General features: G+C 72.1%; 11 protein-coding genes. 2 read left to right on the top strand and 9 right to left on the bottom strand.

Features of this window, described 5'->3' with window-relative positions; genetic code table 11:
- Window positions 1–9: 9 nt before the first annotated feature.
- Together ACWC09_RS06870 and ACWC09_RS06865 are read right to left on the bottom strand one after the other, a co-directional pair.
- A complete protein-coding gene (locus ACWC09_RS06870; RefSeq protein WP_450849257.1) occupies window positions 10–1,044 on the bottom strand; it encodes a hypothetical protein in 1,035 nt (344 codons plus the stop codon).
- 110 nt (window positions 1,045–1,154) lie between these two features.
- Entirely contained in the window at window positions 1,155–2,126 is a 972-nt protein-coding gene (locus tag ACWC09_RS06865) for an LLM class F420-dependent oxidoreductase (protein ID WP_450849256.1), read from the bottom strand.
- 74 nt (window positions 2,127–2,200) lie between these two features.
- Between ACWC09_RS06865 and ACWC09_RS06860 the strand changes: the two genes are divergently transcribed.
- The gene (locus tag ACWC09_RS06860; RefSeq protein WP_450849254.1) at window positions 2,201–3,637 is read left to right on the top strand and encodes a serine hydrolase domain-containing protein; all 1,437 of its coding nucleotides are present in this window, start codon (window positions 2,201–2,203) and stop codon (window positions 3,635–3,637) included.
- On the opposite strand, the gene ACWC09_RS06855 is transcribed toward ACWC09_RS06860, so the two are convergent.
- The 6 genes from ACWC09_RS06855 to ACWC09_RS06830 form a co-directional block, all read right to left on the bottom strand.
- The gene (locus ACWC09_RS06855; RefSeq protein WP_450849561.1) at window positions 3,629–5,266 is read right to left on the bottom strand and encodes a serine/threonine-protein kinase; all 1,638 of its coding nucleotides are present in this window, start codon (window positions 5,264–5,266) and stop codon (window positions 3,629–3,631) included. The two genes, ACWC09_RS06860 and ACWC09_RS06855, sit on opposite strands and share 9 nt — an antisense overlap.
- Before the next feature lie 196 nt (window positions 5,267–5,462).
- Window positions 5,463–6,422, bottom strand: a complete 960-nt coding sequence (locus ACWC09_RS06850; RefSeq protein ID WP_450849252.1) for a threonine/serine dehydratase — start codon at window positions 6,420–6,422, stop codon at window positions 5,463–5,465.
- Between the two features lie 128 nt (window positions 6,423–6,550).
- On the bottom strand, window positions 6,551–7,582 hold the full coding sequence (locus ACWC09_RS06845; RefSeq protein ID WP_450849559.1) for a polyprenyl synthetase family protein: 1,032 nt from the start codon (window positions 7,580–7,582) through the stop codon (window positions 6,551–6,553).
- A gap of 38 nt (window positions 7,583–7,620) precedes the next feature.
- A complete protein-coding gene (locus tag ACWC09_RS06840) occupies window positions 7,621–8,661 on the bottom strand; it encodes a tetratricopeptide repeat protein (protein ID WP_450849250.1) in 1,041 nt (346 codons plus the stop codon).
- 185 nt (window positions 8,662–8,846) lie between these two features.
- On the bottom strand, window positions 8,847–9,524 hold the full coding sequence (locus tag ACWC09_RS06835; RefSeq protein ID WP_450849248.1) for an AIM24 family protein: 678 nt from the start codon (window positions 9,522–9,524) through the stop codon (window positions 8,847–8,849).
- Window positions 9,525–9,604: 80 nt separating this feature from the next.
- Entirely contained in the window at window positions 9,605–10,993 is a 1,389-nt protein-coding gene (locus tag ACWC09_RS06830; protein WP_450849246.1) for a CAP domain-containing protein, read from the bottom strand.
- Between the two features lie 167 nt (window positions 10,994–11,160).
- Between ACWC09_RS06830 and ACWC09_RS06825 the strand changes: the two genes are divergently transcribed.
- Window positions 11,161–12,072 (top strand): squalene/phytoene synthase family protein, encoded by a 912-nt coding sequence (locus ACWC09_RS06825; RefSeq protein ID WP_450849244.1) that lies wholly within the window; start codon window positions 11,161–11,163, stop codon window positions 12,070–12,072.
- Here ACWC09_RS06825 and ACWC09_RS06820 read toward each other — a convergent pair.
- Window positions 12,053–12,742 (bottom strand): polysaccharide lyase family 7 protein, encoded by a 690-nt coding sequence (locus ACWC09_RS06820; RefSeq protein ID WP_450849242.1) that lies wholly within the window; start codon window positions 12,740–12,742, stop codon window positions 12,053–12,055. The genes ACWC09_RS06825 and ACWC09_RS06820 overlap by 20 nt on opposite strands.
- Between the last annotated feature and the right edge of the window lie 53 nt (window positions 12,743–12,795).

Raw genomic sequence — 12,795 nt, 5'->3', positions numbered from 1 at the left:
TCGGGACGCTCAGTCCGTGGCGCCGCGCAGCGCGGTCAGGCACGAGTCGATGGCCTGCTGGAGCTCCTCCAGGCGCTGCACCATGTCGTCCTCGACGAACTCCTGCACATCGTCGAAGGTCAGCTCCTCGAAGGCCTTCGTCGCCTTCTGCAGGCTGCTGTAGAACCTGGTCCGCCGCTCCTGGACGCGCAGTTCGGGGTCCGACTCGACCGTCTCAGCGACAAGGGACTTCAGGGTGTCGTAGGCCTCGGAGGCCCACTCGCCGGTGTCCTCGTCCTCGTCGAGCTCGTCGATGAGCGAGAGGTGCCGCTCGGCCTCCTGACGCAGGTCGACCGGTGCGTCGATGGTCTGCCCCGCCGGGGTCTTGACCTGGCCGGACTCGGCGATCTGGCGCACATAGCCGATCCGGTCGGCGGCCCGGCTCTCGGTGGCCACCGCCTTCTTCAGGTCGTCGGTGCGGACGACGTCCCGAGCCAACTCGGCCTGCAGCTCCGGGTCTTCGCGCACCCGGTCGAGCAGCGCCTGGCGGGCCGCCCGGGCCGTGGACGGGTCGGCGAGGATCGCGGCGCGCAGCGCGGTGGGGTTCTCGGCCACTTCGAGGGCCTTGGTGGGGCGGATGCCCTCGGCCTCGGCGGCCTCGCCGATGGCGGTGCCCCGCTCGGAGGTGGCGCTGTTGCGGGAGACGTAGTAGGTCAGCCACACGTCGGCGTCCGGCAGCTCCACCTCCTGGCCCGGCTGCAGCGCCTCGAAGTGCGGCACCATGCCGTCGTCGGCGGCCCGGTCCCAGGCCTTGTAGTAGCGCATCACGCGCTCCGGGGAGCACCCGGCCAGCTCCGCGAACTCCTTCGCGGACACCTTCGGCGTCTCCTCCGCGCCCTGGCCGCCGGGCCGGACGCTGCGCGCCACCATCAGGCCGAAGGCCCAGCCGCCGGTGCGCGCGTAGACCCCGAACTCCCGGGCGTCTCGCGCCACCAGGTCGGACAGGGGCGCGGGGGACGGCTCAGAGGTCTCAGACGCCTCGGACGGGTCGATCGCCAGTGTCACCGATGACTCTCCTGTGCAAAGCTTGTCGGACTGCAGAAGTGCAGACCGGCAGCCTATAGGCACCCGTTGGTCATGGTTTGCCGGGGCTCGGTGCGCCGACGCGCCGACCGTCAGCCGAACGCGTCGTGCAGCGCGGGCAGCAGGGTCTTCTCCGCCCAGTCCAGATACGCCGGCTGGGACTCTCCGCCGATCTGCACGAGTGCGATCTCCCCGAACCCGGCATCGGCGTACGGCCGTACCGCCTCGACGAAGTCGTCGGGGTCGTCGCCGCACGGAATCGACGAGGCGATGTCGTCGGTGGTGACGTACTGGGTGGCCGATTCGAACGAATCCGGGTGCGGCAGCTCGGAGTTGACCTTCCAGCCGCCGCCGAACCAGCGGAACTGCGCGTGCGCGCGCCGCACGGCCGTGTCCCGGTCGGGGTCGTAGCAGACGGGCAGCTGGCCCACCCGCGGCTTGCCCTCGCCGCCGTGCTCGTCGAACGACGTCAGCAGCCCCTCCTCGGGCTCGGTGGCGATGACCAGGTCGGCCAGCCGGCCCGCGAGGGCGCAGGACTGTTCGCCGGAGACGGCGATGCCGATGGGTGGCGGCTGGTCCGGGAGGTCCCACAGCCGGGCCGACTCCACGTCGAAGTGTGTGCCGCGATGGTTGACATGACCGCCCTTGAAGAGCGCCCGGATGATCTCGACCGCTTCCTCCAGCATCTCGTGGCGTACGTCGACCGACGGCCAACCGCCGCCCACCACATGCTCGTTGAGGTTCTCCCCGGAGCCGAGGCCCAGCCGGAACCGGCCCTCGGACAGCAGCTGCATCGTCGCCGCCTTCTGCGCGACGACCGCCGGGTGGTAGCGGACGGTCGGACACGTCACATACGTCATCAGCGGAATGCGCGTGGTCGCCTGGGCCGCCGCGCCCAGCACGCTCCAGGCGTAGGGCGAGTGGCCCTGCGAGCGCAGCCACGGAAAGTAGTGGTCCGAGGTCACCGAGAAGTCGTAACCGGCCTCCTCGGCCCGTACCAGATGGTCGACCAGCTCACGGGGGCCGGCCTGTTCCGTCATCATCGTGTATCCGATGCGCACCATGGCCGCCGGGTATCCTGCCTCGGCGACGGAAAACGGGCCTGGATCCGCGGTGGATCACCGAGGAGGATGTGGTCATGAGTGCTCGCCCGTTGCCCTCCGCCACCCCCGCCGCCCAGGGCGTCGACGCCGCCGGCGTCCACGCCTTCCTCGACGCCCTCGAAGCCGCCCCGGACATCGAGCCGCACAGCCTGATGATCCTGAGACACGGCCGGCTCGTGGCGTCGGGCTGGTGGGCGCCGTACACCCCGGAACGCCCCCACCTGCTGTACTCGCTCAGCAAGAGCTTCACGGCGACGGCCGCCGGGCTCGCGGCGGCCGAGGGGCTGCTCCGGTTCGACGATCCGGTGATCTCGTACTTCCCGGAGTTCGAGGCGGACATCACCGACCCGCGCAGCCGCGCGATGCTCGTCCGGCATGTGGCGTCCATGTCCAGCGGGCACGAGGCCGAGACGCTGGACCGGGCGCTCGCCGCCGACCGCGCGGAGCTGGTGCGCGGCTTCCTGCTGGTGCGGCCCGACCGCGACCCGGGGACCGTCTTCGCCTACAACCAGCCCACGACGTACACCCTCGCGGCGATCGTGCAGCGCGTCACGGGTCAGTCGCTGACCGCGTATCTCCGTCCTCGCCTGTTCGATCCGCTCGGCATCGGCGAGGCGGCCTGGCTGCACGACCGGGCCGGCCGGGAGCTCGGCTTCAGCGGGCTGCACGCCTGCACCGACGCCATCGCGCGGCTGGGACAGCTGTATCTGCAGGACGGGGTCTGGGAGGGGGAGCGGCTGCTGCCCGAGGGGTGGGTGGCCGAGGCGACGCGCCCGCACATCGACAATTCCGGCGCCGGTCCGGCGGTGTCGGACTGGCAGCAGGGCTATGGCCTCCAGTTCTGGATGGCGCGCCACGGCTACCGCGGCGACGGGGCGTTCGGGCAGTTCTGCCTGGTGCTGCCCGAGCACGACGCGGTCATCGCGACCACGGCGGCGACCGAGCAGATGCAGCAGGTGCTCGACCTGGTCTGGGAGCACCTGCTGCCCGCCTTCGGACCCGAGTCGCTCACCGGCCGGGACGACGAGGACACGGCCCTGCGGGAGCGCCTCGCCCGGCTCGCCCTGCCGCCGGCCGCCGGGAAGCCCGCCTCGCCCGGGCGGACGGCGGACTGGCGCGCCGAGTTCACTCCGTACGGCGGCACCTGCGCCGACGTGCCGAAGTTGACCTCGGTCGCCGTGACGTCGGGCCCCGACGGCTGGAGTCTCACGCTCACCGAGGACGGCCACCCGCTGGATCTGCGTTTCGGGGAGGCCGGCTGGATCGTCACCGACGAGCCGCTGCCCACCGCGGTGAGCGGGGGATGGGCCGACGCGGACACCCTCGCCGTGGACGTCGTGTTCCTGGAGACCCCGCACCGCCTGACCGTGACCTGCTCCCTGCCGGAGCGGACCTTCACGGCACGCTGGCACACCACTCCACTGCACAGGGCGCCCCTGCGCGCGATGCGCGCACCCCGCCCGTCAGGCTGACGGCACCCGGAAGGTCCGCAGGAAGGTGTCCAGGGCCTGACGGTTGGCGGAGTCCTCCCAGTCGGCGGCCGGGGTCGTCCAGCGCAGCGAGAAGCCATGGCCGCCGCCGAGCAGGAAGCCGCGTCCGAAGGTGCGCGTCTTCTTGCCGTCGGCGACGGTGAACCACTCCATGTCGGCGGCCTTGTGGCCCTGGTACGTCGTCGCCTTGATCTCGCCGATCCGCTGGAAGCCGCCCTCCCGCTCCAACTCCGGCTGGACGTCGTCGCGCCAGACCGCGACGGGATCAGGGCCAAGGACCGTGCTGTACGTGACCGCGAGGGTGCGCGGATCGCCGTCGGCGCCGAAGGTCACGCGGTACGACAGATCGCCGACGCGTTTGGTGTCCAGCCGCTTCCAGCCCTTGGGGAGGGCGACCGAGAAGCCCTCCGGCGCGGTGTAGCGCTGGAAGCCCTGCGGCAGCGCGGAGGCCGAGGCGGACGGCGGGGCCGAGGGCGTTGACGACGTTGTCGGGGAGGCGGTGGGCGTCGGCGACGCGGACGGCGTGGAGTTCCTGCCGTCGGTGCGGTCCGCGGGCGTGGAAGGAGACGCGGGTGCGGGTGCGGAGGCGGTCGGCTGGGAGGCGGCGTCCGTCGAGGACGTGTCGGTGCCGGGGAGTTCGTGGGTGACGGCCAGTGCGGCGACCGAGATGGTCACGACGGCCAGTGCGGTGCCGGCGGCCATGGTGCGTCTGCTCCACCCGGGCACGGCGTGCACGGCGGCGGTGTAGACGCCGCGCAACCGCGGCCGGGGCACGGTCTCCGTGACCGTGTCGGGGTCCTCGGTCAGCACCCGGGTGAGGGACTCACGGACCACCTGGCGGGTCAGCCGCTCCCGGGAGTTCTTGCGCAGCAGTCCCAGCACGGTCCGGGTGAGCGGTCCGGCGTGCACCGGCGTGCGCAGCGGCAGCCGGTCCACGCCCTTCAGCGTGGTCTCGGGCCGGTCCCGGTCCCGGAAGGGCGCCCGTCCCTCGACCATCGTGTACAGCATCGCGCCGAGCGCCCACAGGTCGGCGGCCGGCCCGATGCGCTCGTCGCGGGCCTGTTCGGGCGAGGCGTACGAGGGTGCCGTCAGCCGGGGTGCCAGGGTCGCGCCGGCCAGTCCGAAGCCGGTGACCACGATCGAGCCCCGGTCGGTGACGAACACCTGGCCGGGGCTGAGCTCCCCATGGGTGATGCCCTCGCCGTGCGCCACCTCCAGCACGTCGAGCAGCTCCAGGCCGATCCGGGCGGCCCGGATGTAGTTGAACGTGCCCTGCTGGGCGAGGAGTTCGCCGAGAGGAGTACCGTCGATCCACTCGGTGACGATCCACAGGGTGCCGTTCTCCTCCACGGCGTCGATGACCGTGGCGACCGAGCCGGGACACAGCAGGCCCATGGTCTCGGACATGCGGATGACCCGCGCGGTCGCCCGGGGCGCCGCCTCCCCGTCCGCGTCGGCGGGCAGGGGGATCTCGGTGAGCAGATAGGGCCGCCCGGCGCCGTCGACCGCCTTGCCGTACCAGCAGACGCGGTTCGTCTCGCGGTGGACGACATCGACGAGCCGGTACCTCCCGGCCACCAGCTCGTGTGTGAAGACATGCGCCTTGACCATGGTCATCCCTCGCTGAACCCCTGGCTCTCACCTTTCACAGAGAGGTACGGGGGGTGCAACGGGATGTGTTCAAAGAATCTGCAACTCGTGGGCCGATGAAGTTGTTTGTTCATGTCGAGTTGGCCCGGTTCGAGGAAGTCGCCTTTGGCTGACCGGAATTCAAGAGAGCCCATTCCGGGGTCGCGGCGACAGGAACTCAGCGCAGCCCGAAGCGTTCCGTCCAGCCGATGACATCGCCGGTCGTCGCGTTGCCCCCGCAGACCACCAGCCCGAGCCGGGCACCCTCACCGACCCGTTCGAGCACCCGGCGGGCCGCGGGCAGCAGACAGCCGGCGGCGGGTTCTGCCCACACCTTGGCGTGGTCGGCGAGGTCGAGGGTGCCCCGCACCGCCTCCTGGTCGGACACCACGAGCACCTCGTCGACCAACGCCGACACATGGTCGTACGTCAGCTGGGACACGGACGGCGCGCTGAGCGTGGACACGATCGACGACAGGGCGACCGGCACCGGGCCGCCCGCCGCCAGCGCCTCCGACATGGCCGTGGCGCCCTCGGTCTCCACACCCCAGATGCGCAGCCCCGGCCGCCTGTCCCGCAGCGCCGCCGCCACACCGGCGATCAGCCCGCCGCCCCCGATGCTGACCAGGACGTCGGTGAGCTCGCCGGCGTCGGCGGCGAACTCCAGCCCCACCGTGCCCTGTCCGGCGACCACGACCGGGTCGTCGAAGGGATGCACCAGCGTCAGCCCCTCCTCCCGCAGCCGCGCGGTGAGCGCGAAGGCCCCGGCCATGTCGTCCGTCAGCCGTACGGAGGCCCCGGCGTCCTCGGCGATCTCGACCGCACGCGCGGGCGCCGAGCGCGGCATGACCACCGTGGCCTTCACATCGAGGGCGGCGGCCATGACCGCGAGGGCGATCCCGTGGTTGCCGCCGCTGACCGCCACCACACCCGCGGCCCGCTCCGGCTCGCTCAGCGACAGCAACTTGGCCGTGGCCCCGCGGGCCTTGAACGACCCGGTGCGCTGCAGCAGTTCGAGCTTGACGGTGACCGGGACGCCGAGCAGCGAGGTCAGGCCGGGGCAGGGCACCGTCGGGGTGCGTACGACATGCCCGGCGATACGGTCGGCCGCGGCTTCGATCTCCGACATCCCGATCACGGCGGTCACCCTTCCGGTGCGGGGCGACGGTCCGCACCGCTTGCACCCTTACTCGGCACACGGCGAAGGTCAACTCGGTTTCGGAGGGGTCGACGGCCGGTTCTCCGAGGTCCGCCCGAAGGGGCGTCTCACAGCTCCCGGCGCATCAGGAAGCCCAGCAGCGACCGCAGTCCGTGCACGGCCCGCCCCTGAAGCGGCATGTCGCCCAAAGCCGCTTCCACGGCGGTGATGTGGCGTCGTACCTCGGTCAGCGCGGTCGCCCTCCCGCCCGCCGCCTCGATCAGCGCGGCGGCTTCCTCTTCCGCACCGCCGGCGTCCAGCAGCCTGGTCAGACGGCGTGTCGCGGGGTCCGTCGAGTCGAGCGCGGCCAGTACCGGGAACGTCTTCTTGCGCTCTTTGAGGTCGGCGTGGACGGGTTTCCCGGTGACCACCGGATCGCCCCAGATGCCCAGCACGTCGTCCACCACCTGGAAGGCGATCCCCAGATGCCGTCCGGCACGGTCCAGGGCCGCGACCGTCGACGGCGCCGCACCGCCGAGCAGCGCGCCCAGCCCCAGTGCGCAGCCCAGCAACGAACCCGTCTTGTGCTCGGCCATCGCCCGGTACTCCCCGGGCCGCACCCGCTCGGGACCGGTCCACGGCCGCGCGGCGAACTGCAGGTCGTCCGCCTGCCCGCGCACCAGGTCGCCCAGCGCCGTCGACAGCACCCGCACCGCCTGCGGGCCGGCGGCCTGCGCGGCCAGGGTCTCGACGGCCAGCGCGAACAGGGCGTCGCCCGCCAGGACCGCGGGCCCGGTGCCGTACGCCTTCCACACCGTGGGGCGACGGCGCCGCACCGCATCGCCGTCCATGATGTCGTCATGCATCAGGGAGAAGGTGTGCACCAGCTCCACCGCGACCGCCGCCGGCACCCCGGCCCGCGCCGGCGCGCCCACCGCCTCTGCCCCGAGCACGGCCAGCGCCTGCCGCACGCCCTTGCCACCGGAGGTGACGGCGGGCGCACCGCCCACCTCGCACCAGCCGAAGGAGTACGCGGCCATCTCACCCACCCAGGGATGCAGCCGCCCGACGGACTCGGCCAACGCCGGTCGTACCAACTCGCGGCAATGGTCCAGGACTTGGGTGGGGTCGAGTGGCGCTCGCAGCGACGAGGAGAGCATGGTGTCGAGCGGTGGCCGCGCGGCCGAGGAGAGCGCCGTCACCGGACGACCTCCGCCCGCACGCGGAACTCCTCCTGCGCCCGGGCCACCATCTCCCGCGCGTGCCGCAATCCGATCCGCTCCAACTCGTGTGCCAGAGCGGCAAGTTCGGTGGCGGTCTCGGCTCGGTCGCGACCGAGCCGGGCCAGTGACTTGGCCAGCCCGAGCCGGGACAACGCCTCGCCTCGCGGCTCGCTCATCGCCCGGAACTCCGCCAGCGCCCGCTCGTACAGCTCCCGGGCCTCGGCGTAACGCCCGGCCCGGTACAGGACGTTGCCGCGCATCTTGTGGTTGTAGGCCAGCGCGCTGGAGAGCCGCATGGCCCGGCAGGTCGCCTCCGCCTCGGACAGCAGCCCGAGAGCCCGCTCGACGTCCCCGTCCCGCACCGAGACGATGTCGGCGAGGCCGCGCAGTGCCCACGCGTGCCCGCGCCGGTCGTCGGCGCGCCCGGCTATCTCGGCCGCCTCCTCGAACAGGGCGTACGCGGTGTCGAACGAGCCGGTGTTGCGGTGGATCTGCGCGATGCCCTCCAGCGCCCACACCGTGTGCCGGGCCTCGCCGCGCCGTCGGGCCTCGGCGAGCAACTGCTCGTGCAGCCGGGCGACTTCCTCGTAGTCGCCCTGGATACGGCCCGTCTCGGCGAGGCCCGCGAGCGAGTAGCCGCGCACGACGACATCGCCGCCCCGTTCGCCGAGCTCGGCCGCCAGCGCCAGCAGCCGCCTGGCCAGCGGGAACCCGCCCCGCTGCCGGGCCAGTGTGCCGCCGCTCCACAGCGCCCAGGCCATCGCCGCCGTGTCCCCGGCCTCCCGGGCGGCTCGGTAACTCGCCTTCCACGCCCGGTCGGCGTCCCGGATCTGCCCCAGTCGCCGGTGCGCCTCGGCGACCGCGAGCCCGGAGCGAGCCGCCTCCCCGTGCTGCCCGTCCTGCTCGGCCGCCCTCAACTGCCGTGTCCCGGCCGCCAGTACGTCGGTCAGGGACGAGTTGACGGACAGCGCGGTGAGGGCGCCCTGGTACTCCGGGGCGAATGCCTTGCCGTACATGGATCCCTTTCGGTAGGTATACGCGCCGTCTATACATGCCATCTCTACGCTCTGTGTATACATGGTGTGTATAGACCCTCGAAAAATGTGCCCCGGCCCGGAGGCCAGGGCATCACCCGTTGCCGGTCAAGACGTCACGTACGCCGAGGAGGTTGCCCGTGAGGCGCAGATCACCTCACGAGGTCTCAGTGCTGCTGTGCTTTCTGCGGGGTCACCTCGCTGGGCCGTACGACCACGTGACCCTCGCCCTGCAGCATCAGCTGCACGGCTTCTCCCGAGCCACCGCGCAGCATCGAGCCGATGGACTGCGAACGGTGCAGCGAGGTCTGCAGGCCGGCCGTCCAGCCGACGACCGCGTCCGTGTCGACGTACACCGGATACTGCGGCGAGACCGGTATGACCAGCGGATTTCCCTCGCAGACCAGACCCAGTCGGCCCTGCCCGGTGAAGACGCTGTTGAACAGGCCGCCGCCGGCGATGCCCGCGCCCTTCACGGTGGCGATGCGGTACGACAACGAGGCGTCGAAACACAGGACGTTGCGGCCGTTGACGGTGAACTCGTCGCCGGGGTCGACGTCGACGATGAAACAGTTCTGCGCCTCGTGCGCGAACCAGGCCTCGCCCTGCCCGCGCACCGTCATGAGGGGCAGCCCCTCACCGGTGACCGCGCGCTTGAGCATGCCGCCGACGCCCTGGCCCTTGCGTTCGAACTGGAGGTTGCCGCGGTAGGCGATCATCGCGCCCTGGCGGGCGAGCATCTCGCCGTTCACCGCGCACTTGACGCACTTGGCGTTCTCGACGGTCATCCCGGGCGCGGCGGCGGGCTGGACCATGTGCTCACTGGAAAAGAGGGAACCCTTCATACGGGCATCCTGTCCCGGAGGATTCCATTCCGCCAAGATCGCGGCGCGGCGCGGATGTTGGGGGCATGCCGGCGGCCGGTTCAGCCGCCGAACAGCTGTGTCCAGTACGTGCCCGCCGGGCCGCCGCCCGCGAAGCCTGCGCCGATGTGGGTGAAGTCGGGCTTGAGGATGTTGGCGCGGTGGCCCGGACTGTTCATCCAGCCGTCCACGACCTCGGCGGGGGAGCGCTGGCCGCAGGCTATGTTCTCGCCGATCGAGCGATGTCGCGCGCCCGCGGCGGCCGCCCTGTCCCAGGGCTGGGTGCCCTCCGGGGAGGTGTGGGAGTAGAAGGCGCGGACCGCCATGTCCGTGCTGTACGCCTGGGCCGCGGCGGACAACCGCGGGTCGGCGGCCAGCGGACGCAGACCGGCCCTGGCGCGCTCCCGGTTGGTGAGCTCGACGACCTCGGCGGTTGTACGGGCCAGGTCGGCGGGGGTGAGGGGTCTCGCCCACAGGGCCGTCCAGTAGGTGTCGCCTCCACCGCTGACGTGGGCCGGACCGGCGTGGGTGAAGGCCGGGTCGTGCAGGGTGCGTCGGGCCTGGTCGGTGCGCAGGCAGTAGTCGACGAACTCGGCGGTCGTGCGCGGGCCGGAGACCAGGTGCTCGCCGACCGTGATGTACGTGTATCCGGTGGCCGTGATCCGCTGGTGGACGGAGACGCCGTCCCGGCCCTCCACACCGAGACGTCCCGCCGCGGCCATGGCGGAGGCGTGCGCGTGGGCAGCGTCGGCGAGGCGGGCGTCGAGGGAGACGGGAGGGGAACCGGCCCGCGCGCGGGCGGAGTTGACCAGGGCGAGGAAGCCGTCCGGGTCCGGGGAGGGGACGGCGGGGGCAGTGGCTCGGGCCGCTGGTGTCCGCACCGGCGGCGCACCCCGTCCTCCCGCAGGACTGCCTACGGTCGAGGACGCGCCCGGCGCAGTGGAGGTCGGCGCCGCTGCCGACCCCGCCCCGTCGTGCGCGACGTCCACGCCGAAGTCCCGTGCGATACCGGCCAGTCCGTCCGCGTACCCCTGCCCCAGGGCCCGCAGTTTCCAGCCGGTGCCCCGGCGGTAGATCTCCGCGAGCAACAGCACCGTCTCCTGCCGCGGGGGCGGCGGGGCGAACCGGGCCAGCAGGCGGCCGTCGGGAGCGGTGGCCCGGAGGGTGGGGGCGGGGAGGCGGCCGAGGGGGGTGCCGGGGTCGGCCGGGCTGACGACGACGGTGACCCGGGTGGCTCCCGGGCGCAGCCTCGGCGGGTCGACGGTGAGGGTGTCGCCGCTGAGGCGGGCGCCCGGAGCGGACGGCTGGTTGTAGAAGACGAAGTCGGCGTCGCCGCGGACCTTGCCGCTCTCGTCCGTGATGAGCGCGGAGACGTCGAAGGGGCCGGGCACGCGGATGGTCACGGTGCCGCCGGGAAGGGGCGTGTTCCCGCCGGGGACCAACTCGCTCATCGTGCCGCCCTCGTCCAGTCGTGTGCGCCCCGGTGGGGTTGTCCCGAAAACGTCCGCCGCCGGGCGAGGGTTCCCCGAAGCCATTACATGTCACCGGCGATCGAAAGCTAGGGTCGGCGCAGGAGTCGGGCCGGTGGTGGCCCGGGAGGAAGGGAGACGGGTCGGTCGTGCCGGGTTGGGAACGCAGACTGAAGGCCGCCGGAGTGCACGACCGCGCTCTGCACGCCGACTACACGATCGCCGCCCGGGTCTTCAGCCGCAGGATCGTCGCGCACTACGCCGTGGTGAGACTGCTGGTGGCGCCGTCGCTGCAACCGCATCTGGTCGCCGCCTACGCCTTCCTCGCCCGCACCGACGACCTGGCCGATCAGGGGCCCCTCCATGAACGCCTGCCGCGCTGGCACGCCTGGTCCGAACAGGTCACCGAGGGCCTGGAGACCGGCCGTGCCCAGGACCCGGTCCTCCGGGCCTTCCTGCACACGGCGTCCGCACGCGAGCTGCCCCACCACTGGGTGCGCACCTACCTCAAGGGCACGGAGGAGGAGCTGCACTTCGCGGGCCACGAGACCGAGGCCGACTTTCAGCGCTACATCGACCAGCTCGCCCTGCCCGCCCTCATGGTGATGGAGGACCTCCAGCACCGGGGCGGCGGTGACGAGCTCTTCCGCTCGCGCTGCCGGCTGCTCGCCGAGGGCCTGCAACGCCTCGACTTCCTCACCGACCTGACGGAGGACCTCGCCGAAGGACGTCTCTATCTGCCGCAGGAGGACCTCGACCGCTTCGGCGTCACCCGCGCCGCACTCGAACAGGGCGAGCAGACCGAGGCGATCGGGGCGCTCACCGCCGCGACGTGCGAGAAGGCCGGAAAGGCACTCTCCGATTCACGGTCCCTGGTGGACTCCAGCGCGCCCGGCTTCCGGCCGTTCCAGCGAGCCCTGCTCGACCTGGCCGAACACCAGCTCGCCCGGGCCGAGCGAGCCGGCGCCTCGGTCACCCGCCGCCCCGTGGGGTACGGCGTCCGCGGACCGTTCGGCATCCTGTTCCGCGAGCGGCGCCGCCTCACCGCGTCCAGTAGGTGAGGTTGCGGAAACGGGCCTCTGCGCGCCCCGAACCGTGGTCGTAGACGCCGTTCTTGAAGTAGCGCGTGGCCGGACCCCGGTCCGCGACCGTCAGGACGAGCGAGTCGTCGAAGTACACCTTGACGGTCCCGGTCCCGCTGCTCGCTTGATGGGCGATCTTCACGTTGAACCAGGTGTCGTACGCGCCGGTCTTGAGCACCGTGCCGTCGTAGCGCCGCACGGTACCGCCGCCCGTGTCGTAGACGTTGAGCATGATGTCGGTGGCGGGGGTGCCCGAGGGATGGACGCTGCGCAGGATCTGGACGAAGGAGGCGCCGTCCGTGCCCGAGGGGAGGTAGACGTCGGCGTCCCACATGTGGTCGCCGGTGGTGTAGTCGACCTTCCAGCGCATCTCGGTGCGCGGGTCGGTGGAGCTGCCCTCCTCGAACGGCTCGTCGGTGGCGTACACCCACATCCGGTGCACACCGCCGCTGTAGCTGTGCCGGTCGCTCAGGTCGAGGTTCCACGGCTTCTGCCAGCTGTACGTGAACGAGGTCTGCGTCCACCCGTCGGTCGGGCCGGCGGCCGCGGCGGACGTCGCCGCGACGGCGAGCGGCGCGGGCGGCAGGGCGAGCGCGCCGCCGCCGGCCAGCAGGCCTGCTCCGGCGCGTAAGACGGATCTCCGGTTCATCGTGGGTCCTTTCCGGTGAGGTCGTGAAGGTCGGGTGCGTCTGGAACGAGGGA

This window comes from Streptomyces sp. NPDC001617 (genome assembly GCF_053596855.1).
The sequence above is the reverse complement of the archived record's forward strand: the minus strand, read 5'-3'. Positions and strand labels throughout refer to the sequence as shown.